The organism is Litoreibacter meonggei, assembly GCF_003663885.1.
Taxonomy (GTDB): domain Bacteria; phylum Pseudomonadota; class Alphaproteobacteria; order Rhodobacterales; family Rhodobacteraceae; genus Litoreibacter; species Litoreibacter meonggei.
This window is the reverse complement of the sequence record NZ_RCCE01000003.1, coordinates 394,481-417,561: the sequence shown is the minus strand read 5'-3', so window position 1 is coordinate 417,561 and position 23,081 is coordinate 394,481. Positions and strand designations below refer to the sequence as shown.

22 protein-coding genes are annotated in these 23,081 nt (G+C 56.2%); 16 read left to right on the top strand and 6 right to left on the bottom strand.

The features are described from left to right. Positions 1 to 36: 36 nt before the first annotated feature. From trxA to BCF46_RS10495, 3 genes are read left to right on the top strand one after another with little or no spacing between them, the layout of a single operon-like run. Positions 37 to 954, top strand: coding sequence for a thioredoxin (trxA, locus tag BCF46_RS10505; protein ID WP_121023964.1), 918 nt, complete (start codon positions 37 to 39; stop codon positions 952 to 954). A 27-nt stretch (positions 955 to 981) separates the two neighbouring features. After that, positions 982 to 1,623: an LON peptidase substrate-binding domain-containing protein gene (locus BCF46_RS10500; protein ID WP_121024518.1), complete on the top strand. Its 642-nt coding sequence runs from the start codon at positions 982 to 984 to the stop codon at positions 1,621 to 1,623. Continuing rightward, positions 1,620 to 1,799: a Trm112 family protein gene (locus BCF46_RS10495; RefSeq protein WP_121023962.1), complete on the top strand. Its 180-nt coding sequence runs from the start codon at positions 1,620 to 1,622 to the stop codon at positions 1,797 to 1,799. The genes BCF46_RS10500 and BCF46_RS10495 overlap by 4 nt, the downstream gene beginning before the upstream one ends. Here BCF46_RS10495 and BCF46_RS10490 read toward each other — a convergent pair. Continuing rightward, positions 1,796 to 3,058 carry a UbiH/UbiF/VisC/COQ6 family ubiquinone biosynthesis hydroxylase gene (locus tag BCF46_RS10490; protein ID WP_121023960.1) on the bottom strand — a complete coding sequence of 421 codons (1,263 nt, stop codon included), beginning with the start codon at positions 3,056 to 3,058 and terminating at the stop codon, positions 1,796 to 1,798. The two genes, BCF46_RS10495 and BCF46_RS10490, sit on opposite strands and share 4 nt — an antisense overlap. Positions 3,059 to 3,107: 49 nt before the next feature. Here BCF46_RS10490 and BCF46_RS10485 point away from each other — a divergent pair, with 49 nt between their 5' ends. The 4 genes from BCF46_RS10485 (at position 3,108) to BCF46_RS10470 (ending at position 9,246) form a co-directional block, all read left to right on the top strand. Further along, positions 3,108 to 4,439 carry an amidase gene (locus BCF46_RS10485; protein WP_121024516.1) on the top strand — a complete coding sequence of 444 codons (1,332 nt, stop codon included), beginning with the start codon at positions 3,108 to 3,110 and terminating at the stop codon, positions 4,437 to 4,439. Positions 4,440 to 4,579: 140 nt separating this feature from the next. Beyond that, the gene (locus tag BCF46_RS10480; protein ID WP_121023959.1) at positions 4,580 to 5,752 is read left to right on the top strand and encodes an aminotransferase class I/II-fold pyridoxal phosphate-dependent enzyme; all 1,173 of its coding nucleotides are present in this window, start codon (positions 4,580 to 4,582) and stop codon (positions 5,750 to 5,752) included. 16 nt (positions 5,753 to 5,768) lie between these two features. Continuing rightward, on the top strand, positions 5,769 to 8,558 hold the full coding sequence (locus tag BCF46_RS10475) for a DNA translocase FtsK (protein ID WP_121023957.1): 2,790 nt from the start codon (positions 5,769 to 5,771) through the stop codon (positions 8,556 to 8,558). A gap of 82 nt (positions 8,559 to 8,640) precedes the next feature. Next, positions 8,641 to 9,246, top strand: a complete 606-nt coding sequence (locus BCF46_RS10470; RefSeq protein WP_121023955.1) for a LolA family protein — start codon at positions 8,641 to 8,643, stop codon at positions 9,244 to 9,246. Positions 9,247 to 9,250: 4 nt separating this feature from the next. On the opposite strand, the gene BCF46_RS10465 is transcribed toward BCF46_RS10470, so the two are convergent. Further along, on the bottom strand, positions 9,251 to 9,835 hold the full coding sequence (locus BCF46_RS10465; protein WP_121023953.1) for a transglycosylase SLT domain-containing protein: 585 nt from the start codon (positions 9,833 to 9,835) through the stop codon (positions 9,251 to 9,253). Positions 9,836 to 9,930: 95 nt separating this feature from the next. Continuing rightward, positions 9,931 to 10,812, bottom strand: coding sequence for an AEC family transporter (locus BCF46_RS10460; protein WP_121023951.1), 882 nt, complete (start codon positions 10,810 to 10,812; stop codon positions 9,931 to 9,933). 85 nt (positions 10,813 to 10,897) lie between these two features. Here BCF46_RS10460 and hspQ point away from each other — a divergent pair, with 85 nt between their 5' ends. Beyond that, complete coding sequence (gene hspQ / locus BCF46_RS10455) at positions 10,898 to 11,227, top strand: heat shock protein HspQ (protein WP_121023950.1); 330 nt, start codon at positions 10,898 to 10,900, stop codon at positions 11,225 to 11,227. On the opposite strand, the gene BCF46_RS10450 is transcribed toward hspQ, so the two are convergent. From BCF46_RS10450 to BCF46_RS10440, 3 genes are all read right to left on the bottom strand, one after another. Continuing rightward, on the bottom strand, positions 11,224 to 12,804 hold the full coding sequence (locus BCF46_RS10450) for a gamma-glutamyltransferase family protein (protein WP_121023948.1): 1,581 nt from the start codon (positions 12,802 to 12,804) through the stop codon (positions 11,224 to 11,226). The two genes, hspQ and BCF46_RS10450, sit on opposite strands and share 4 nt — an antisense overlap. A gap of 281 nt (positions 12,805 to 13,085) precedes the next feature. Then, positions 13,086 to 13,550 carry an ATP-binding protein gene (locus BCF46_RS10445; RefSeq protein ID WP_121023946.1) on the bottom strand — a complete coding sequence of 155 codons (465 nt, stop codon included), beginning with the start codon at positions 13,548 to 13,550 and terminating at the stop codon, positions 13,086 to 13,088. Between the two features lie 14 nt (positions 13,551 to 13,564). Continuing rightward, positions 13,565 to 13,918, bottom strand: a complete 354-nt coding sequence (locus BCF46_RS10440) for an STAS domain-containing protein (protein ID WP_121023944.1) — start codon at positions 13,916 to 13,918, stop codon at positions 13,565 to 13,567. 97 nt (positions 13,919 to 14,015) lie between these two features. On the opposite strand from BCF46_RS10440, the gene BCF46_RS10435 reads away from it, so the two are divergent. The 8 genes from BCF46_RS10435 (at position 14,016) to BCF46_RS10400 (ending at position 23,056) form a co-directional block, all read left to right on the top strand. After that, positions 14,016 to 15,182 carry a thiolase family protein gene (locus BCF46_RS10435; RefSeq protein ID WP_121023941.1) on the top strand — a complete coding sequence of 389 codons (1,167 nt, stop codon included), beginning with the start codon at positions 14,016 to 14,018 and terminating at the stop codon, positions 15,180 to 15,182. Beyond that, the gene (locus tag BCF46_RS10430) at positions 15,182 to 15,634 is read left to right on the top strand and encodes a GAF domain-containing protein (protein ID WP_425454419.1); all 453 of its coding nucleotides are present in this window, start codon (positions 15,182 to 15,184) and stop codon (positions 15,632 to 15,634) included. The genes BCF46_RS10435 and BCF46_RS10430 overlap by 1 nt, the downstream gene beginning before the upstream one ends. Before the next feature lie 82 nt (positions 15,635 to 15,716). Further along, positions 15,717 to 16,289, top strand: coding sequence for a helix-turn-helix domain-containing protein (locus tag BCF46_RS10425; RefSeq protein ID WP_121023937.1), 573 nt, complete (start codon positions 15,717 to 15,719; stop codon positions 16,287 to 16,289). A gap of 1 nt (position 16,290) precedes the next feature. Further along, positions 16,291 to 16,911, top strand: a complete 621-nt coding sequence (locus tag BCF46_RS10420) for a LysE family translocator (protein WP_121023935.1) — start codon at positions 16,291 to 16,293, stop codon at positions 16,909 to 16,911. Beyond that, positions 16,911 to 17,294, top strand: coding sequence for a GFA family protein (locus BCF46_RS10415; protein WP_121023933.1), 384 nt, complete (start codon positions 16,911 to 16,913; stop codon positions 17,292 to 17,294). The genes BCF46_RS10420 and BCF46_RS10415 overlap by 1 nt, the downstream gene beginning before the upstream one ends. After that, positions 17,287 to 19,740, top strand: a complete 2,454-nt coding sequence (locus tag BCF46_RS10410) for a GcvT family protein (RefSeq protein WP_121023931.1) — start codon at positions 17,287 to 17,289, stop codon at positions 19,738 to 19,740. Before BCF46_RS10415 ends, BCF46_RS10410 begins: the two co-directional genes overlap by 8 nt. Beyond that, positions 19,737 to 20,618, top strand: coding sequence for a homocysteine S-methyltransferase family protein (locus tag BCF46_RS10405; protein WP_121023929.1), 882 nt, complete (start codon positions 19,737 to 19,739; stop codon positions 20,616 to 20,618). Before BCF46_RS10410 ends, BCF46_RS10405 begins: the two co-directional genes overlap by 4 nt. Continuing rightward, positions 20,615 to 23,056: a GcvT family protein gene (locus tag BCF46_RS10400; RefSeq protein WP_121023927.1), complete on the top strand. Its 2,442-nt coding sequence runs from the start codon at positions 20,615 to 20,617 to the stop codon at positions 23,054 to 23,056. The genes BCF46_RS10405 and BCF46_RS10400 overlap by 4 nt, the downstream gene beginning before the upstream one ends. Positions 23,057 to 23,081: the final 25 nt, after the last annotated feature.

Below are 23,081 nucleotides of genomic sequence, written 5' to 3'. Positions count from 1 at the left end.
ACAGGGCAACTGAGCTTAAACACCGAGGACAAAACCATGCTTGAACTAAACGTAGGCGGAATTTCCGCCGGTGGTAGCGACCTGATCAAAGACACAAGTGAAGCGACCTTCATGGTTGATGTGATCGAGGCCAGCCACGAAGTGCCTGTAATCGTTGATTTCTGGGCTCCGTGGTGTGGCCCATGCAAAACGCTTGGCCCGGCGTTGGAGGCCGGGGTTAAAGAAGCCAAGGGTGCTGTAAAAATGGTGAAGGTCGATGTCGACCAAAATCAGCAAATCGCCGGCCAACTGCAAATTCAGTCGATCCCTACCGTCTATGCTTTCTACAAAGGCAAGCCGATCGACGCATTTCAAGGCGCCTTGCCGGCGAGCGAGATCAAGACTTTTATCGACAAACTGATTGCCGAGTCCGGCGGTGAAGTTGACGAAGGGCTGGGCGAGGCCATCGCGGCTGCTGAAGCCATGCTGGAAGAGGGCGCTGCCGTCGACGCCGCGCAAACCTTCGCGGCCATCTTGGGCGAAGAGCCGAACAACCCCGCCGCATATGCAGGGCTAATGCGCTCGCATATGGCGATGGATGAACTAGAAAAAACATCGACGCTGCTCGCCAACGCGCCGGAAGAGTTGAACGGCCTACCCGAGATTGAGGCCGTCCGCGCGCAGTTAGAACTGCTGTTGCAGGCAGCGGAGACTGGCCCAACAACGGAGCTTCAAGCCGCTGTTGACGCCGATCCTGACAACCATCAGGCACGGTTGGATTTGGCCGTCGCATTGCATGCTTCAGGAGACGCTCAAGGCGCGGTCGATCACTTGCTGGAGTTGTTCCGACGTGATCGCGAATGGAATGACGGGGCCGCCAAGTCACAGTTGTTTACGGTTTTTGATGCACTGAAAGCGGATGATCCGATCGTGTTGAACGGTCGCCGCAAATTATCGTCGATGATATTTGTCTGAAGAGGCGCGCGAGCTAGGTCCATGCGTATGATGAACTCAGCTGACCTTCCCGATACTATCCCGCTCTTTCCGTTGCCGGGTGCACTCCTGCTGCCACGTGCAAGGCTGCCATTGCACTTGTTTGAGCCTCGCTATTTGCAGATGTTTGAAGACGTCCTAAAGACGTCTAATCGACTTATCGGCATGGTTCAGCCGCACAATGGACCGAAGGGCGAGGAACAACTTCATGCAATCGGTTGTGCAGGGCGTGTGACCCAGTTTTCCGAGACAGAAGATGGGCGATACATGGTGACTTTGGCAGGGATCTCCCGCTTTCGGATTTCCAAAGAAGTCGATGGTTTCAGCCCGTACCGTAAGGCGGAGGTGAGTTGGGCAGGGTTCGAGCGGGACTTGGGGCCAACTGAACAAGATGCAGGGTTTGACCGCGTAGAGTTTCTGAATTCTCTTGAAAAGTTCTTCGACGCGCATGACCTGCGCACCGATTGGGAAAGCCTGAAAGATGCAGACACCGAGTTACTGATCAATTCCTTGTCCATGCTCTGCCCGTTCGAGCCAGAAGAAAAGCAAGCATTGCTTGAAGCGCCGTCGCTGACGACGCGCCGTGAAACGCTGGTAACGCTGATCGAATTTTCGCTACGAGGCGGCTCTACCGAGGAGATACTTCAATGACCGACCCCAACTTTGACCGTCATATGCTTGAAGGTTTGGTCTGCCCGATCACGCAGGCCACGCTGTCCTACGATGCTGAGAAACAAGAGTTGGTTTCGAAGGGCGCAAAACTCGCCTTTCCCATACGAGGTGGTATCCCCATCATGCTGGTCGACGAGGCGCGCAAGCTCGATTAAAGCGCGCGCCCCTGAAGCAAGCGGGGCAGGTCTCCGGTCAATCCGGCGGCTTCGCGAATGAAGCTTCGGCGCAAGGCGGGGAAGGCGTTGACCAGCCCCATCCCAATATCGCGACCTGCTCTCAATAATGGATTATCGTTTGAAAACAATTCGTTGAATCCATTTGTCGCCATTGCCAATGTTGTGGTGTCGAAGCGCCGCCAGTCTTCATATCGCGCCAGAACTGCGTCTGCTCCGACGTCTTCTCCGCGTCTACGGGCGTCAACAAGTACTTGTGCCAGTGCGCCGACATCCCGAAGACCCAAGTTCAATCCTTGGCCGGCAATTGGGTGAACGCCATGCGCCGCGTCGCCGACTAAAACGAGCCGTGTATCAACCAGCCGGTCAGCTAGAGTCAGATTCAGCGGATAGGAAAACCGCGCCCCGGTGACGTGAATGTTACCCAGAAAATCCCCAAACGCAGGGCGCAAGGCCTCGATGAACGCGTCATCGTCGAGGCCGGAAAGCTCCGCCGCCCGCTCATGCGTTTCGGCCCACACAATAGAGCTACGGTTACCCGTTAAGGGCAAGATTGCCAAAGGACCAGCCGGCATAAAGAACTGATGAGCAATTCCGTTGTGAGGCAACTCATGCCCAATCGCCGCGACCAAGGCTGTCTGGCCATAGTCTTTGAAGCTGCGTCCGATATTGGCCCGTTCGGCCACACCACTGCGCCGTCCATCGCAGCCAACCAGCAGACGCGTGCGGATGGTCTTGCCGGAAGCCAGAGAAACAGTTGCACCTACCTGATCGACCGATTGGGCGATCACAGTTTCTGGTGTGACGTGGATGATGTGATCATCCGAGGCAATTCTCTCAAGGAAGGCGCGGCGCAAATGGCGATCCTCGACCATGAACCCCATTGGGCCTTCCTCGATTTCGGTATGGTCAAAGTGCATCCAAAACGGCGAGGGGCCTTCGCCAGCGCGCCCATCTGTGACCTTGATCTCCAACATCGGTTGGGCATCAGTGGCAATGCCGTCCCATACGCCGACGGCGCTCAGCAAGCGTTTGGACGCCAAGGCAAGCGCATAGGATCGACCGTCAAAACTGTCGTCCTTCAGCGTGTCGACAGCCAAGCTGTCAATCAATGTGACGGAAAGGCCACCGCTGGCCAACGCAATGGCAAGGGCACAGCCGTTCAGGCCTCCGCCGACGATGGCGATATCGCTGTCATAATTCATGCCTCTCAATATGGAGGGCTGGTTGGGATTGTCCATGCGTTGTGCTGCCGCTACCCTCGCGCCAAATCAGCACAAGGAATTGGTGATGTCGGATAAATGGTTGTTTATGACAGCAAGCGACTTGGGTCGCGGGATCGATACCGCAGAGATTGATCCGGTTGCCCTGACCGAGTTGTATCTGGACGCGGCGCGGGGTCATGAATTTTCCGATCGTATTTACGCTCGCTTGACCGAAGGTCGGGCAAGGACCGAGGCTGCCGCTGCGAAGGTCCGGGCAGACATGGGGCAGCGCCGAGGGTTGCTAGATGGCGTTCCGATCTCGTGGAAAGACTTGTTCGATACGGCTGGCACCGGAACAGAAGCAGGTAGCGCATTGCTGAAAGGCCGCGTTCCTGACTCCGATGCAGAAGTGCTGGTCAACGCATCGCATGGCGGAGCTGTTTGCCTTGGCAAAACCCATATGTCTGAACTGGCCTTCTCGGGGCTTGGCCTAAACCCTGTCACGGCCACGTCGCCTTGTGTGAATGACGTGGACGCGGTCGCAGGCGGATCGTCTTCCGGTGCGGCCACCTCCGTCGCATTTGGGCTGGCTGCCGCAGGAATAGGGTCTGATACGGGCGGATCAGTTCGCATCCCTGCCGCGTGGAACGATCTTGTCGGGTTGAAGACGACAGTCGGTAGAGTAAGCGTCAAGGGCGTGGTGCCTCTTTGCGCCCGCTTTGATTCCGTCGGTCCGTTGTGTCGCTCGGTTGAGGATGCGGCGCACCTGCTGGCTGCGTTAGAGGGCGGTAAAGTAGCGGACATAAATGGCGTGTCGTTGGACGGCATGCGGTTGATGATCCTAGAGTCAGTCGCGTTTGACGACATCCGCCCAGAACCAAAGGCGGGCTTCGAGAGCGCGGTCGAGCGTCTCAAGGCGGCGGGTGCTGTCATTGAACGCAAGGAAGCTCCCGAGGTAGCGGATGCGTTGGCCCTGTCAGGCACGCTTTTCGCGCCAGAAGCCTATGGTATTTGGAAAGACGTGATCGACGCAAATCCAAGCGTAATGTTCCCCGAAATTCTAGAGCGCTTCCGGTCAGGCAGCCAAATATCTGGACCAGACTATGTCGCTGGCTGGCGTAAACTCGAAGCGCTTCGAGTCATCTGGAATGAACGCATCGCAGGCTATGACGCAGTTATATTGCCCACATCGCCTATTTTGCCGCCAAACGCCGAGCGGTTGCTGACTGATAGCGAATACTACGTCACTGAAAATCTGCTGGCGCTGCGCAATACTAGGGTTGGCAACCTGATGGGGTCAGCTGGCATCACATTGCCAACCGGATTGTCGTCAACGGGGATTATGTTCCTTGGCGCGCCAAACTCGGAGGAGCGTTTGCTTCGCTTGGGCGCCGCGGCAGAGGCTGCGTTCAGCTAATGGGCCAAAAAGTCACAGGCATGTGACCACATTGCTGAAATTGCGGTGCTTTTTCTGGACCGCCCCCCGCGCATTGGGGTAGCTTGGGACAAACGGGGCGAAAATGATCCCGATCCTTGAGGCAGTAATAGTAGGTCCAAATGACCTTTCCTGAGCGGTTTTCGAACCTGCCACCATATGCATTTCCGCGTTTGCGGTCGCTTCTCGCCGGGCTTGAGTCGGGTGGGGTGCCAGTGGATATGACGATTGGCTCGCCTCAGCATCCCTTCCCTCACTGGATTACTGACATCATTGTAGCCCATGCTTCAGGGTTCGGCGGCTACCCGCCGAATGATGGAACGCCGGAATTGCAGTCCGCGATTGCTGGATGGATCGCCCGCAGATACGGCGTAGCAGTTGATGGTGAGACGCAGGTTTTGCCTCTTAACGGCACCCGCGAAGGGTTGTTCAACGCGGCCTTGGCTCTGTGCCCCGAGGAAAAGAACGGAACACCGGTCGTATTAATGCCGAACCCGTTTTATCAAGTCTATGCGGTTGCAACACTAGCTGTAGGGGCGGAGCCGATCTATGTGCCTGCAACGTTGGAAACAGGCTTCTTGCCTGATTTTGGCGCTCTACCCGAAGATGTTCTGAACCGCACCGCGATCGCCTATTTGTGTTCGCCCTCCAATCCGCAAGGCGCTGTGGCGTCTCCAGAATATTGGGCCGACTTGCTTGCCTTGGCTGAGAAGTACGACTTCAAGATTTTTGCCGATGAGTGCTATTCCGAGATCTACCGCTCCTCCGCGCCGATGGGGGCGCTGACAGCGGGTAAGGATTTGGACCCAGAGCGGGTGGTTTTGTTCAATTCACTGTCGAAGCGATCTAATTTGGCGGGTCTCAGGTCTGGCTTTGCAGCAAGTGGCCCCGAAAATATCAAACGACTAAAGGCGCTGCGGGCCTATGCTGGCGCTCCCTTGCCGCTGCCTTTGCAGCGCGTCGCGGAAATGGTTTGGGCGGACGAAGAGCATGTTGAAGCGAACCGCGCACTTTACCGCGAAAAACTGGACTTTAGCGATACACTGTTTGGCGACGTTGACGGCTACCTAGCGCCCGAAGCTGGTTTCTTCTTATGGCTTCCGGTCAAGGATGGCGAAGAGGCTACGAAAAAGCTGTGGAGCGAAACAGGCGTTAAAGTATTACCCGGTGCGTATCTGGGTCGCGACTATCAGGGGTCTAACCCCGGCACGAAATATATCCGGGTGGCCTTGGTTGCCCCAATGAACGAACTGCAGCCGGGGCTAACCCGCCTCAAGAGCTGCATATACGGTTGAAGGTGAGGAAGTAGTTATGGCGTATCAGGCAAGGTCACGCGATCCGTTTTTGGACAGCGACATGCAGGCGGCAATCGAAAAACGAGGCAAAGAGCTTTTTGGCTTCGGGCTGTTGGCGCTTGGTGTCATGGTGACGATGTTGCTGCTGTCTTACGTGCCAGAAGACCCAAGCTGGATGTCTGCTACAGACGAGCCTGCCAAGAACTGGTTGGGCCGTTTCGGTGCCTATCTTGCTAGCCCGTTGTTTATCATCGTCGGGTTCGGGGCATGGGCCATTCCTTTTGTTGCCGTCGTCTGGGGCCTGCGTTTCGTTATGCACCGCGGCGAAGAGCGTGCGGTTGGCCGTTTGATTTTCGCGCCATTGGCTGTCGCCCTGGCTTCGGTCTACGCCTCTACCCATGTTCCGGTAAGCGAGTGGACCCATTCCTTTGGACTTGGTGGCCTGTTCGGTGACACCGTTTTGGGCGCGATCCTTGGTGTCGCTCCGATCAGCGCCACGTTCGGTCTAAAAGTCTTGGCGTTTATCGTGTTCTTCGGCCTGTTGTTCCTGTCTCTCTTTGTGCTTGGTTTTGACCGCTCCGAAATCAAGTCGGTCGCTCGATTCATGCTAGTCGGCGTTATCCTGACCTATGCGAGCATCATGAAAATTCTTGGTTCAACCGGCAAAGGTGCAGTTCTCGCCGCGGCTAAGGCCAATGACATTCGTGTTCAACGCAAGGAAGCACGGCTGACCGCTGCGGCAGAGGCCTATGACGAAGACGCCCCCATTGCTGGACCATCCTTGCGCCGGACACCCGTTGTACACGCACCCCAGCCGGTTGGTCAGCCTCAGATCGAAGTTGAGCAACCCGTCACCAAGCCAAGTTTGCTCGCGCGCTTGCCCGGCCTGAAGCCGCGTGAGCCCGAGTATGACGACGAGCCTGCGATGATCCACGATGACATCGAGCCGGAAGATCGTATTAGGTCCAAGATTTCGGATGTGATCAAAAATCGCGCCCGCCGGACAAAACCTCTGGAATACACCGATGAACCGGCAATGCGCGCCGAGCCGAAATTGACACGTGGACGCGGCCCGGATCCATTGCGGATCGAGCCGGCTTTGCGCGAAGCTCCGTCCCAATATGCAGACGAAGAAGAGTTGATTGAGTCTGTTCCGCCAGCGCCCGCTATTAGCCGTATGGGTGCGCCGTTGACCAAACCGGTCGTGAAACAACCCGTTCGCAAGCCTGTAGCGCCATCTAAACGCGCAGTTGCCGAGGCCCAACCAAAACTTCAGTTTGAAGACAACAACTCCGATTTCGAACTGCCTCCGTTGAACCTTTTGACCAGCGCCTCCACCGTGGAGCGCCATGTTCTGAGCGACGAAGCTTTGGAAGAAAACGCGCGGATGCTAGAGGCCGTTCTGGACGACTACGGCGTAAAAGGGGAAATCGTATCGGTTCGTCCCGGTCCTGTCGTCACCATGTATGAGCTGGAGCCCGCACCGGGTTTGAAAGCGTCCCGTGTGATCGGGCTGTCTGACGATATCTCGCGCTCTATGTCGGCCTTGTCGGCACGTGTCTCCACGGTTCCGGGTCGTACTGTGATCGGAATCGAGTTGCCAAACGAGAAGCGCGAAATGGTCGTGCTGCGTGAAATCCTTGCAGCTCGTGATTTTGGCGATGGCAACCAGAAGCTGCCGCTGGCGCTGGGCAAAGACATTGGTGGTGAGCCTGTCGTCGCGAACCTAGCTAAGATGCCTCACCTGCTGATTGCGGGTACAACCGGCTCCGGTAAATCGGTGGCGATCAACACGATGATCCTGTCGCTGCTGTATAAGTTGACGCCAGAGGAATGCCGCCTGATTATGATCGACCCCAAGATGCTTGAACTCAGCGTCTATGACGGCATCCCGCACCTTCTAAGCCCTGTTGTGACCGATCCTAAAAAAGCGGTCGTAGCCCTGAAATGGACTGTTGGGGAGATGGAAGAACGCTATCGCAAAATGTCCAAGATGGGCGTGCGGAACATCGACGGTTACAACAGCCGCGTGAAAGACGCGCTTGCCAAAAACGAGATGTTCACGCGGACGGTACAGACTGGATTCGACGACGAAACCGGAGAGCCGATCTTTGAAACCGAGGAGTTCCAGCCGGAAACCATGCCATATATTGTGGTCGTGGTGGACGAGATGGCCGACCTGATGATGGTTGCAGGCAAAGAGATCGAAGCCTGCATCCAACGCTTGGCGCAAATGGCGCGTGCGTCGGGGATTCACTTGATTATGGCCACACAGCGCCCGTCGGTGGATGTCATCACCGGTACGATCAAGGCCAACTTCCCCACAAGGATTTCCTTCCAGGTGACGTCGAAAATTGACTCGCGAACTATCCTTGGTGAAATGGGTGCAGAACAACTGCTGGGTATGGGCGACATGCTCTATATGGCTGGCGGCTCGAAAATCACCCGCATCCACGGCCCGTTTGTGTCTGACGAAGAGGTTGAGGAAATCGTCAATCACCTCAAGTCTTTCGGACCACCGACATATATGTCGGGTGTGGTCGAAGGCCCGGCCGACGAAAAATCCAGTGATATTGACATGGTTCTAGGCCTTGGCGGTAACACTGATGGTGAGGATGCTTTGTACGACACGGCGGTTCAGATCGTGTTGAAAGACCGCAAATGCTCGACATCCTATATCCAGCGCAAACTGGCGATTGGCTATAACAAAGCCGCGCGTCTGGTTGAGCAAATGGAAGAAGAAGGCGTTGTTTCTCAGGCCAATCACGTTGGGAAGCGTGAGATTTTGGTGCCAGAACAACACTAACTCATGCGCAATATTGCGCTGTATGTCAGCTTCGTGAAGGGCCGAGGGTTTAAATCCCCGGCCTTTTGCTTATCTTGAGGGAATGATGATAAAACACCTGATCCTTGCCCCAGTCCTGTCGCTCGCTTTGGCGGTGCCAGCAATGGCCGAAAAGATTTCGCTTTCGCAAATCTCTAGCTTTCTGAACAGCTTCCAGACTGCGAAGGGCGACTTTACGCAAATAAATGAAGATGGATCGGTCACCACTGGTGAAATCCTCATCAAGCGCCCTGGGCGCGTCCGTTTTGACTACGCCCCGCCTGACGACAGCCTTGTCATTGCAGGTGGTAGTCAGGTTGCTGTTTTTGACCCGAAATCGAACGTACCTCCCGAGCAGTTTCCACTCAAACGGACTCCGCTGAACCTTATCTTGGCTAGGAACGTTGATTTCAACCGCTCCAACATGGTTGTCGGGCATCGCGACGATGGAACCGCAACCGTGGTGAAATTGCAGGATCCACAGCATCCAGAATACGGGAACATTCAGCTGAAGTTCACGTCAAACCCGATCGAGTTGCGCCAGTGGGTAATCACAAACGACGCGGGTGGCGAAACCACGGTTATTTTGGGTGGTCTGCAGAAGGGCGTAAAGATCGGCGCGCGACCGTTCAATATTCCCCAGGAAATACAGGCGAGAGGGCTTAACTAAGGCCCTACGCTTTGCCGCAGCTGATTAGCTGGTAGCGATACATATCCGACCGATCCGCAACCGCTTGAGATACCCGCAGCAGCCATGACTTTCGGTTATATGATCCACGTGCGAATCCCGTTCTGCCTTCGTGATAGGCAAGATACTGGTTGCGCGCGTCGTATTTGGAGATGCCCAGCCGGTCGGTGCTGCCATTCATATACCAACCCATAAAGTCGACCGCGTCGCGGAACTTATCGCGTTTGGCGCTATAGCGGCCTTGGTCTTTCTGGTATTCTTTCCAAGTTGCATCAAGGGCTTGGCTAAATCCGTAAGCCGAGCTTTGGCGCCCCATAGGTATCACTCCGATTGCGTAGCGGAATGGTGTTCGCGCATCGCTCACGAACTTGCTTTCTTGGTGGATGGTCGCCATTTGCACATGGACCGGAACGCCCCATTTACGCTCCACGGCCTTCATATCCTTCAGCCAGCCGGCGCGCTGCGACACGATTGAGCACGCGTTATCGAGATTGCGCGGCGCGCTGCCGCCACCACCGCCACATGCGGCCACGAATAGAACGAACGCTAACGCGGTAAAGAGTTTTTTCATGGTACCTGCTCGCCTTGATTTGGGCTTTTTGCCTCTTTGGCTTTTTCAAATCTTAGCGCAAAACCTGCCTTAGGCAAACCGTCCAATCGTCGTGATCAGACCAAAAACGCCAATGTGAGCGGGATATAGATGACCGACAGCAAGGTGGACACTACAACTAGGCCTGCAACGGCATCGCTGTCGGCCTCGTACTTCACTGACAACAGGTAAGATGTAACGGCAACGGGTGTGGAGACCTGTAGAATCAGCACCGCAAACGGGATCTGAGGTAATTCAAACCACAAACCTGCGGCCGTGGCGGCGGCAATACAAATGCAGGCCTTCAGAATAGACGCGGTGACAGCTTTCGTCACGCCGCGTGGTTTCAACCGAGCGACCGCCACCCCAAGGGTGATCAGCATCATGGGAATCGCCATCTGGCCGATCAGATCAATGGAGTTTGTCAAAAACCGCGGTGTTTCCCAGTCCATGACGAGAAATACCGCACCGAGAAGAGTTGCGCCGACCAAAGGCTCCTTGATGACTTTCGTGATAGATCCACCGCCGGATACCAACCAAACGCCGAACGTGAACGAATAAATCGCCATAATGGCGAAAATGACGACCGCGTAGCCAAGCCCCTCATCCCCAAAGGCAAACAGGGCTAAGGGCAGACCCAGGTTACCCGTATTGCCAAAAATCAAAGGAGCAAGGTAGGTGCGGACATCCATATGCCCAAGCTTAACAAGCAAAAAACATCCAACAGTTACAAGGCCATAAGCGGCCGCGGCGGCCAGTGAAACGGTGGTTAGCGCATCAGGTGCGATCTCAGTTCTCATAAGCGCAGAGAAGATCAGGCACGGCACCGACAGGGTCATTGCCAGTCGTGTTACGAACTCGATTCGGTAGTCAAACCCAAGCTTCACCCAAGTGAAGCCGATGGCTGCAAGGATGAACACCGGGGCGACAATCTCCAACACCGTAAAAATTAGGTTCACAGACTGTTTCCTTAAAAAGCACTGTCCATTCATGGACAAACCACCTGCCGAGGGTCTATCTACGAGGGGTAAAGGTTGCAATGTTATGTTAAAAACGCGGGCAAAATTCACTTTAGGCCAGATCGTGCGCCACAAAAAACATCCCTTTCGAGGGGTAATTTTTGACGTGGATGCGGAGTTTTCCAACTCTGAAGAGTGGTATGATAACATTCCAGCAGAGAGCCGCCCGAACCGGGATCAACCGTTCTATCATCTGCTCGCCGAGAATGATGACAGCTACTACGTAGCGTATGTGTCGGAGCAAAACCTTGCCGCCGACTTGACGGGTGAGCCGATTGACCATCCCGACCTGAGCGCCATGTTTGGTGACTACGACGGGCGCGGGAAGTACCCACTTCAGTTTGACTTCAACTAGTAGCCTAAGGCGCAACCGTCTTTTCGTGGATCAGAGGCGCCGTGAAGGACGCCATTCGCACGGTCGATGAAAATCGCCTGAGCACCACCAATCGGGCCGTCTGGTGTCACAACTGTATGGCCCAAATCACTTAGTTCCTGCCTGACCATGTCGGAATAACCACGTTCTACCCTTAGCTCGCCCGCATCGAAAAAGCTTCTGGGGGCATCAATAGCGGCCTGAGGGTGCATGTCGAAATCAACGATGTTGGTTAAAAAGCGGGAGTGCCCAGCTGGTTGATAGGCACCTCCCATCACGCCGAATGGCATAACGACGTCTCCATCCTGACGCAGAATCCCGGGAATAATAGTATGCATCGGCCGTTTACCACCAGCCGCCTCGTTCGGATGGCCTTCGTCAAGCGTAAAGCCGCACCCACGATTCTGAAACAAAACGCCGAACTTGTTTGACGCGATACCAGAGCCGAAGCTGTGAAAGATCGAATAGATCAATGACACGGACATGAGATCCTTGTCGACCACGGTAATATAAACAGTGTCCTTGTGCACTTGTTCGGAAAGTTTGTGTGGATTGGCCATGGCCTTTTTGGGATCAATCAACGCTGCCAACTTTCGGGCGGTTTCCGGCGCGAGCATGTGTTCGGTGCAGGTTGTGAAATCTAAGTCAGCTAGGAAACGGTTACGCGCATCATATGCCAGTTTCGTAGCCTCTGCTTCAATATGAGCGCGTGTTGAGCCCAATGGAGCCACCGACGCCAAATCAAAATGGCCAAGGATGTTGTTCATCAGAATTGCCGTGGCACCTTGCCCGTTCGGTGGATGCTCGACCAACTCCGTCCCCTTGTAGAAGCCAGTGATCGGAGTCGTGTATTCGCAAAAAGTTTCCGCGAAATCCTCAAGAGTATGTGTGCCCCCTGCGGCCTGCAGTGACGCCACCATGTCTTCTGCTACTTCGCCTTCGTAAAATCCGGCACGCCCGAATTCGGCGATGCGTCTCAACACCTCAGCTTGCTGTGGTGAGCGGAATAGCTGGCCGGGTTTTGGAGCTTTGCCGCCCAAAAGATAGTAGTCGACCGCCACTCCCTTCGGCGTATTTGCAGCCAGGGCCCAATCGAAACTGGTCCGCGGGCTAACTGGAACGCCGACCTCTGCGTAGTAAATGGACGGAGCGAGGAGTGCCTTCATCCCCAGTTTGCCGTGATCTCGACTGAGTCGGCAAAACGCGTCGATTGCACCCGGGAGGGTTACTGCTTCAACCGAGTCGATTGGGACGTTTGTCAGCTTGTTGTCGCGCATATTGGCCGCGGATAGTCCTTTCGGTGCCCGTCCTGAGCCATTCAAGGCGATGACGTCTGCTTCGCCAGGTTTATCGAGCAACACGAAGCAATCACCGCCTATTCCGGTCATCTGAGGCTCGCACAGGCCCAACAATATTGCTCCGGCAATCGCGGCATCGACGGCGTTCCCGCCTGCTTCCAACATCTGTATCGAGACTTTGGCGGCCAGTGGATGGGAGGTGGCGCACATTCCGTTTGTCGAAAAGACTGTGGATCGTCCGGGCTGTTGAAAATCGCGCATCTAAATCGCATCCCTTGCTGTTGCCGGAATGAGGATAAGCGGCGATCCGCGAAAGTCTATGGGCGATTGCAGGGATGGGGGCAGTGCAAGAATGGTCCTCGGCGTCGCGCATCTGGGTGGGGGCTGATAAACGCGACGCCGAGTGAAGCTCTGCAGCTACCCCCGACGTGTCGCATTCGAATATGTCACCTCAACGAGCAAATATTGGTCTTTCGGCGCGATAATTGTGGCCCATCTGTGAACTGTTCTCATTTTGGAAACAGTTCGCGGCTATTGAGTTGTTAGTTGTCAGTTTCAGGTGCCGTGGGAATCTGCACACAAAAGATGTTTTGTGATCCCGTGCGCAGGTATTCCATATGGGACGACAGGCTGCGTATGAAGAACCAGCCAAATCCACCTTCTGGCAGGTCTTCTGCCCCCACGGGTAGCGCCTCAAGCTCAGTCTCGGGCGGGGTTAGTCCGGGCATAGGCAAGCCATAATCTCTTGTTTCAAAAGAGATCATGACATCTGTACACAACACCGAAACGATAATATCGCCAAGATTTGAGTCCTGATAACTATGTTCAGCGATATTGTTCAATACCTCAGCCAGCACGATTTCAGTGCTGACAATGCCTTCGGATTGCGCCGGAAATTCGTGTTGAATCCGTCTCATGATTTCCAGAATCGCGTCGCGCACAGAAATGGGATCTGCGTTGATCGTTTCTTCGAAATGTAGGCGTGGCGCACCAAAAGAGCTTGGCATTCGGGCCAAACTGGTCACGCGGCGTCTACATCTTTAGAGTCATTAAAACTTAAGGCGTGTTCGACGTCTGCGTGTAAAAGGAAAACTTTATCCATCCGGGTCAGTCGGAAAACCTTGTCCACCGCGGCAGTCATTTTGCACAGCTCCAGCTTGCGCCCACCCATGGCCTTCAATGCGGCGACCATCGCGCCTAGCCCACTGCTGTCCATGAATGTGACGGATCCGAGGTCCATGACGACACGCCCGCTATGCGCGGCTGTTGCCTCTCGAAAATCGTCTTTAAAATGGACTGCACTGGCGGCATCAATACGTTTCGCCGTCAAAGTCAGGACGAGAACGCCGCTTGAGGTTTCGTTTATCTGCATCATGGTCCACTCTCCTGATCTTTTCAGGGTCTTGGACTAGACGCCAAACGTTACCATTCGGTATGCATTCAGGGGTCACTATCAGCAAAGGTGTTTCAAAATGTCTGTATATATCACTGGCGCGAGCCGGACCCCGATGGGCGGTTTCCAAGGTGCTCTTAGTGGCGTTGACGCCCCACAGCTTGGTGGAGCCGCAATAAAAGCAGCGATGCAGCAATCTGGCCTTGCAACTGTGGACGAATTGCTGATGGGCTGTGTCCTGCCTGCGGGTCAGGGCCAAGCACCCGCGCGGCAAGCCGGTTTTTCAGCGGGTCTTGGGGAAGAAGTGCCTGCCACGACGCTCAATAAAATGTGCGGCTCCGGGATGCAGGCCGCGATGATGGCCTTCGACCAACTTGCCCTTGGCCAGTCGCAGACGATGGTCGCGGGTGGAATGGAGAGCATGACCAATGCGCCGTACCTGCTACCAAAAATGCGGGGTGGTGCGCGGATAGGCCACCAAGCGGTTCAGGACTCGATGTTCCTTGATGGGTTAGAAGACGCCTATGATAAGGGCCGTCTGATGGGCACTTTTGCCGAGGATTGCGCCGAGGCGTTCCAGTTCACCCGCGACGCGCAAGATGAATACGCGCTGCGCTCCCTGTCGAACGCGTTGGCGGCGCAGGAGAATAACTCGTTCTCGGCAGAGATTACTGCGGTAGAAGTCGGCAGACGCAAGCCATTCACCGTGTCAGAGGATGAGCAGCCTGCCAAAGCGCGTCCCGAGAAGATTCCGCAGCTTAAACCCGTCTTCCGCGATGGTGGCACTGTCACGGCGGCGAACTCATCGTCGATTTCTGACGGTGCTGCTGCACTGGTCATGGCGTCTGAAGCTGGGGTCAAAGCACATGGCCTCACGCCGCGCGCCCGTGTTGTGGGACATGCCAACCACGCGCAAGCGCCCAGCCTGTTCACGACGGCACCCGTGCCTGCGGCCCGTAAACTGTTGGAGCGCATCGGGTGGAGCGTCTCTGATGTTGACCTTTGGGAGGTAAACGAAGCCTTTGCAGTCGTGCCAATGGCCTTCATGCACGAGATGGGGCTGGAGCGCGATATTGTGAACGTTAACGGCGGCGCTTGTGCCTTGGGCCACCCGATTGGGGCGTCCGGTGCGCGTATCATCGTGACGTTGCTCAACGCATTGGAGACGCGCGGCCTCAAGCGCGGGGTCGCCGCGATTTGCATCGGCGGTGGCGAAGGGACAGCCATCGCGATCGAGCGCGTTTGATGGTCGACTACACGTCGCTGGCCCAAACCGTGGCCGCGCTGACCGACGGCGAAGTTGACGCCGTGTCATTAATGGCGACTGTAGCTTGCGAGGTGCACCACTCGGATGACCGCTTCAACTGGACGGGTTTCTACCGTGTGGTCGCACCTGAGTTATTGAAGATCGGCCCGTATCAGGGTGGTCACGGTTGCTTGGTTATCCCTTTCGCACGCGGGGTATGCGGTGCTGCGGCGCGACTGGAAGAAACCCAGTTGGTGCCCGATGTGGACGCGTTCCCGGGACATATCGCTTGCGCCTCTTCCACTCGTTCCGAGCTTGTGCTGCCGGTTTGGGGTAAGTCCGGCAAGCTAATCGCTGTTTTTGATATTGATAGCGATCTGCCCGACGCGTTCACGCAACAAGACGCAGACCAGATGGCGCAAATCTTGAAAGACGTTTTTGGTAAAATTTGACCCTCGCGCCTAAATTTTTCTTGCGCGACTCGTGAGTTTTGTACTTTGGTGAAAAAAAGACACAAAATTTCACGAAAGCCAAATGAAGCATTCTCACCCCAGCAAAGCAATCACCTTAGGCGCCGACCTTCGCGCGCTACGCAAGGCGCGCGGGCTGAACCTTGCCGAACTTGCAGAAACCTTAGATCGCTCGGTCGGGTGGCTCAGTCAGGTGGAGCGCGATTTATCCGAGCCGTCGATCACGGACCTGCGTCATATGGCAAAGGCGCTCAACGTGTCAGTCTCGAGCCTGTTCCGGCAGGCGGCATCCGCTGCCGACGAGCAGGGGTTCATCGTCAGGGCCGCGTCCCGCCGCCCCATTGGCTCGCATGAGGCTGGGTTGACCGAGGAACTCCTGTCCCCCGATCTGACAGACGACTTTGAGGTGGTTCATTCCACATTCGAGCCGAATAGCACAATAATAGAGCCTGTTAGCCGACCCACGCAGGAAGTGGGCTATGTGGTGTCCGGCAAGCTCGACCTATGGATTGCTGGCACCAACTTCACGTTAAACGTCGGCGATAGCTTCCGCATCCGTGGAGAGCCTTTTCGCTGGATGAACCCATACTCGACGCCCGCCGTGGTGATTTGGGTTATCGCCCCGCCGGTGTACTAAGATGTCTTGGGAGGGATGGATCATATTCGCGCTGTTCTGGGTGGTTTTCGTATCCACGCCGGGGCCAAATGCGGTGAATTGTATCCAGAATGGCATGGCCCACGGATTTAAGCGGTCTCTGTGGGGCGTCTTAGGAATCTTGACACAAGCGACCCTGTTCCTGCTCCTTTCAGCCGCTGGCGTCACAGCTTTATTGGCACAGGCCCCCGAAGCGTTCTTCTGGGGCAAGCTCATCGGCGCTGGGTTTTTGGTTTTCCTAGGAGTCAGGGGCCTGTTGAATGCTGGCAAGCCCGTGACACCGCGCCATGTCTCTGCACGCTCTATTTACGGGCGGGCATTTTTGATTGCGACGATCAACGTCAAGTCGGTGGCTGGCTACTTCGCGGCTTTCACCCAATTCGTGCAGCCCGACATTCCCGTTTGGTCGCAAATGTGGGTCATCATGCCCACCGCATTGGCAATCACCACCCTAAGCTACACCAGCTTCACCGCCATCGGCGCCGGCCTTGGCCGTGCCGCAATGGGTGCCGTGCTCAACGTCTGGGTGCGCCGCGTCATGGCGCTGTGTTTCATTGTCTACGGCGTGTTGCTCGGCAGCTCACCAGTACCGGGGAGAGTTTAATGCTGACAGGAAGCTGTCTTTGCGGGAATGTGCGTTTCGAAGCAGACGGCGCCGCGCGCGACCCAGCAGCCTGCCACTGCACCCAATGCCGCAAGCAATCAGGCCACTACTGGGCCGCGGTGCAGATCGACGACGACAAGTTGCGCGTACTGGGCGAGGTGAAGTGGTACCAATCCAGCCCCTCGGCAAAGCGCGGCTTTTGCCCCACATGCGGCTCTTTCCTGTTTTGGAAGTCTGATGCCGACGCAGATACCGGTGTCGCCTTAGGGGCGATGGATGGACCGACGGGCCTCAAGCTAGAGCGCCACATATTTACCGCCGATCAAGGCGATTACTACGAAATCACGGACCAAGTCCGGCAGGAGGAGCAAGAAGATGAGTGATTTTCCAACAACCGCACGGGTCGTAATTATCGGGGGCGGGGTGGTCGGCACGTCGACATTGTATCACCTCGCGAAAGCAGGCTGGACCGACTGTGTTCTTCTGGAAAAGAACGAACTTACGGCGGGCTCCACTTGGCACGCGGCTGGCAACTGCCCGAACTTCGCGCCCAACTGGGCTGTGATGAACATGCAGCGCTTTGGGTTGGAGATGTACCGCACGCTGGCCGAGGATGTGGACTATCCAATGAATTACCACGTCACGGGCTCTTTGCGACTGGCGCACACGAAAGAGCGGATGCAGGAGTTCGAGAAGGTTGCCTCTCAAGCCCGTTATCAGGGTCTACAAATGGACATTCTGACCCCGAAGGAGTTGCATGATCACCACCCGTTTCTCGAAATTCACGACCTCGCGGGCGGCATGTCAGATCCGCTCGACGGTGACATTGACCCGGCGCAGCTGACACAAGCCTTGGCCAAAGGTGCGCGCGCCGCAGGGGGGCGCATCGAGCGGTTCTGCCCCATTATTGGCCTTGATCGAGATGGCGACGAGTGGATCATAAAGACCGAAAAGGGCGATATTAGAGCCGAAATAGTCGTCAATTGTGCCGGTTACTACGCGCAGCGCGTGGGCGAGATGTTCAAGCCCTTCGGTGGCCGCACCGTGCCGATGGTCGTCATGTCCCACCAGTATTTCCTGACCGAACCAATCGCGGAGCTGGAAGCTTGGACCAAGGAAAAAGGCCACAAGGTGCCGCTCGTCCGCGACGTCGACATCAGCTACTACCTGCGTCAGGATAAATACGGCCTCAACCTTGGTCCCTACGAGCGCAATTGCAAAGCCCATTGGGTCACGCCAGACGACCCTATGCCGGAGGATTTCTCCTTCCAACTCTACCCCGACGATCTGGAGCGGCTCGAATTCTATATCGAAGATGCCATGGCACGCGTCCCGCTGCTCGGCGAGGCGGGCGTTGGCCGCAACATCAACGGCCCAATTCCTTACGCCCCCGATGGCCTGCCGATGATTGGCCCCATGCCCGGCGTCAAAAACGCCTTCGAGGGCCATAGTTTCACCTTCGGCATCGCCCAAGGCGGCGGCGCGGGCAAGGTGCTAAGCGAGTGGATCATGCACGGCGAGACCGAAATGGATATGTGGTCCGTCGATCCGCGCCGCTACACCGACTTTGCCGACCATGACTACTGTCACGCGAAGGCACTAGAGACTTACGGCCATGAATACGCGATGCACTTCCCGCGACATGAATGGCCCGCTGGTCGCGATAAGAAGTTGTCGCCGAACCACGCGTCGTTGTTAGCGTCCGGCGCGCAAATGGGCGCCTATAACGGCTGGGAACGCGCGAATTGGTTCGCCAAAGGCGGGGATGACACGTCCGAAGAGGCGACCCAGACATGGGGCCGCAAAGGCCCATGGGAACAGCGTATCAAGGAGGAGGTTGAAGCCTGCACGACTGGCACCGGCGTGCTCGATATGCCGGGCTTCTCTCGCTACACGCTGACGGGTGCAGGTGCCGCTGAGTGGCTGCGCGGACAAATCGCGGGCGCGCTGCCCAAAACAGGCCGTATGAACCTTGGCTACTTCACCGACAGTCGCGGTCGGATCGTGACAGAAGTGACGATCATCCGTTGGGCTGAGGACGACTTTTGGATCATGACAGCTGCTGTGGCGCAATGGCATGACTTCGAGTTTTTGCAAAGCCGTTTACCCACCGATGGGTCGCTTACTATGACTGACATCACCCGCGATTGGTCGACCGCGTTGGTTACAGGGCCGCAATCGCGCGAACTGATGCAGGGGCTGGTCCAGGACGCTGACCTGACTGCTGGCTGGTTGACCGTTCAAGACGCCACGGTCGCGGGTAAGCCCGCCAAGCTAATGCGTATCTCCTTCGCAGGCGAACTGGGTTGGGAGGTGCACACGTCGTTCGACGATAGCGCGGTGGTCTATGAGGCCCTTCGCGACGCGGGCGCAATCCCGTTTGGAATGTACGCGTTGAACTCCATGCGGATAGAGAAGGGGTATCGGACGTGGAAAGGCGATCTCTCCACTGACTACACCTTGCTGGAAGGCGGTTTGCATCGGTTCCTGCGCTTGAACAAAGAACAGGACTTCCCGGGCAAGGCCGCTTTGGCCAGCGAGGTGCAACAAGGCTCTAAGAAGGGCTTTGTTACCCTGATAGTTGACGCAGGCGACGCTGATGCGCCCTACATGTCGCCTGTTTGGTCGGGGGGTGAAATCGTCGGGGAAACTACCTCCGGAGACTGGGGCTACCGCGTGAACAAGTCCATTGCTTTGGGCGTGGTGAAGGCGGAAGCCGCTAAACCCGGCACCGAACTCGAAGTGGAAATATTTGGCGTGCGTTGCAAAGCAGTGGTTCAGGAAGATCAACCGCTATGGGATCCCGAAAACACGCGAATCCGCGCATGAGTGTCACGATTCTAGACGGGGGAATGGGCCAAGAGTTGATCGCGCGGGCAGGTCGCGCGACGTCGCTTTGGTCCGTTCAAGCCCTAATAGACAATCCTGAAATGGTGCGCGCGGTGCATGACGACTATTTCGCTGCCGGTGCGGAAGTTGCGACAACTAACAGCTATTCGGTCCTGCCAGATCGCTTCGAGGCGCACGGAATTTTAGGACAGTTGGAATCACTTGAAATCCTCGCCTGCACTTTGGCTTGCGAGGCGCGTGATGCGCAGGGGTCTGGGCAGGTTCTTGGGGCACTTGGACCGCTGGGTTTCTCATATCAGCCTGACAAGGCTCCTCCGGCGGAACAAGCTGCTGAGGTTTATGCGAAACTTGCAAAAATTCAGGCACCGCTCGTCGATGCGCATATCTTCGAAACCATGGCTTCTGTCGATCAACTCAAAGGCGCGTTGATGGGGGGTGGTGTTACAGGCAAGCCCGTCTGGGTTGCGGTTTCTGTCGATGATGAAGATGGGACGAAGCTTCGATCTGGCGAGCAGTTGATCGAGATATTGCCGCTGCTAGCAGAATACGCGCCCACCGCCGTGTTGATAAACTGTTCAACGCCGGAGTCAGTGACGCAGGCTGTGCCGTTGCTGGCTGGTTGTCGCATACCCCTCGGAGCCTACGCCAATGGCTTCACTGGGATCAGCAGTGACTTCTCGGAGGTTGGCGCGACAGTAGACATGCTGTCCGCACGCAATGATCTGACGCCAGAAGTCTACGCGAACTTTGCAGATCGCTGGGTGGCCTCAGGGGCGACGCTAATCGGTGGCTGCTGTGAAGTTGGCCCAGCCCATATTCGCGAGCTATCGCGACGCTTTAAAGGAACTCCAACATGACACTTCCCACGCATGCACGTGTCGTCATCATTGGCGGGGGCGTTATCGGATGCTCGGTTGCCTATCATCTGGCCAAACTTGGCTGGAAAGATGTGATCTTGTTGGAACGCAAGCAACTAACATCCGGCACAACTTGGCATGCCGCTGGTCTTATCGCGCAATTGCGCGCGACGAAAAATATGACCAAGCTCGCGAAATACTCGCAAGAACTCTATGGCGATCTGGAGGCCGAAACAGGCGTCGCCACGGGCTTCAAACGGTGCGGCTCTATAACCGTGGCATTGACCGAAGAACGGCTGGAAGAGATCAACCGCCAAGCCGCCATGGCGCGGTCTTTCGGCGTTGAAGCAGAGCCTATTTCACCTCAAGAGGTAAAAAACCGCTACGAGCATCTCAACATCAATGGGGTTACCGGGGGTGTCTATCTGCCGCTCGACGGGCAGGGCGATCCTGCCAATATTGCGCACGCTTTGGCCAAAGGTGCGCGCCAGAATGGCGCGTTGGTAAAAGAGGGATATCTGGTCACCGATATCCACAAAGAAGGCCGTCGCGTCACGGGGGTGAGCTGGCAGGATAAGAACGGTGAAACAGGCTCTATCCAAGCCGAACACGTCGTCAATTGCGGCGGCATGTGGGGCTATCAAGTGGGTAAAATGGCAGGCGTCAACGTGCCGCTGCATTCGTGTGAGCACTTCTACATCGTCACCGAAGCGATACCCGGCCTCACGCAAATGCCGGTACTGCGGGTGCCGGACGAGTGTGCCTACTACAAGGAAGACGCAGGCAAGATGCTGCTGGGCGCGTTCGAACCGGTGTCGAAGCCGTGGAAGTTAGAGATACCCAAAGACTTCGAGTTCGATCAACTTCCCGAAGATTTTGACCATTTCGAGCCGATCTTGGAGGCGGCGGTCGAGCGCCTTCCGATGCTGGCGGAGGCTGGCATTCACACCTTCTTCAACGGCCCGGAATCCTTCACCCCCGATGACGCTTACCATCTGGGCCTTGCGCCGGAGCTGGATAACTTCTGGGTCGCGGCAGGTTTTAACTCTATCGGAATACAATCTGCGGGCGGCGCGGGCTCCGCGCTGGCGCAATGGATGGATGCGGGGCAGAAGCCTTTCGATCTGGGCGATGTGGATATCAGCCGGATGCAGCCGTTTCAGGGGAACCGGACCTATCTGTTCGAGCGCTCCAAAGAGACTCTAGGACTGCTCTATGCAGACCATTTTCCCTATCTGCAAAAGAAGACAGCACGTGGCGTTCGTCGCACGCCGTTTCATCAGCAACTCGTCGAAAATGGAGCCGTCATGGGCGAACTTGCCGGTTGGGAACGAGCCAACTGGTTTGCGGATGAAGGGCAGGAGCGTGAATACCAATATTCGTGGAAACGGCAAAATTTCTTCGACAACGTAGCCCGCGAACACCACGCGATCCGCAGCAATGTCGGCATGTATGATATGTCTTCTTTCGGCAAGATCAGGGTCGAAGGGCGCGACGCTGAGGCGTTTATGAACTATGTCGGTGGCGGGGATTATTCCGTGCCTGTTGGCAAGATCGTTTACACGCAATTCCTGAATGCGCAGGCTGGAATTGAGGCTGACGTGACGGTCACACGGCTGTCTGAAACGGCCTATCTGGTGGTAACGCCTGCGGCTACGCGGCTTGCAGATGAGATATGGATGCGCCGCAATATCGGCGACTTTAACGTTGTAATCACCGACATGACCTCTAGCGAGGGCGTTTTGGCTGTGATGGGCCCGAATGCCCGCACTTTGCTTGAGAAGGTCTCACCTGCTGATTTCTCGAATGCCGTAAACCCGTTCGGCACTGCGCAAGAGATCGAGATCGGCATGGGCCTCGCTCGTGTGCATCGCGTCACCTATGTGGGGGAATTGGGTTGGGAAATTTATGTCGGCGCAGATCAAGCGGCACATGTCTTCGAGACGCTTCGCGACGCCGGACGGGGCATGGACCTGAAGTTGTGTGGCATGCACATGATGGATAGTTGCCGAATGGAAAAGGGTTTCCGCCATTTTGGCCACGATATCACCTCCGAGGACCATGTGATGGAAGCGGGACTTGGCTTTGCTGTGAAGAAGGACAAACCGAATTTCATAGGGCGTGAAGCCGTGCTGGAGAAAGCGGAGAAGGGCCTAAACATGCGGTTGCTGCAGTTTAAGTTAACCGATGCCGAGCCACTTCTCTACCACGCCGAGCCAGTTATGCGCGATGGCGAGATCGTCAGCTATTTGACCTCCGGCTCATACGGCCACCATTTGGGCGCCGCAATGGGCATGGGCTACATCCCGTGTCGGGGTGAAGCCTTAGCGGATGTTCTGGCGTCCACCTACGAGATCGACGTCGCGGGCACGCGCGTAAAAGCAGAGGTCTCGTCCAAGCCGTTTTATGATCCAAAATCGGAACGCGTGAAAGTCTAAGCCTTGCAACTGTCGGGCCATGGTG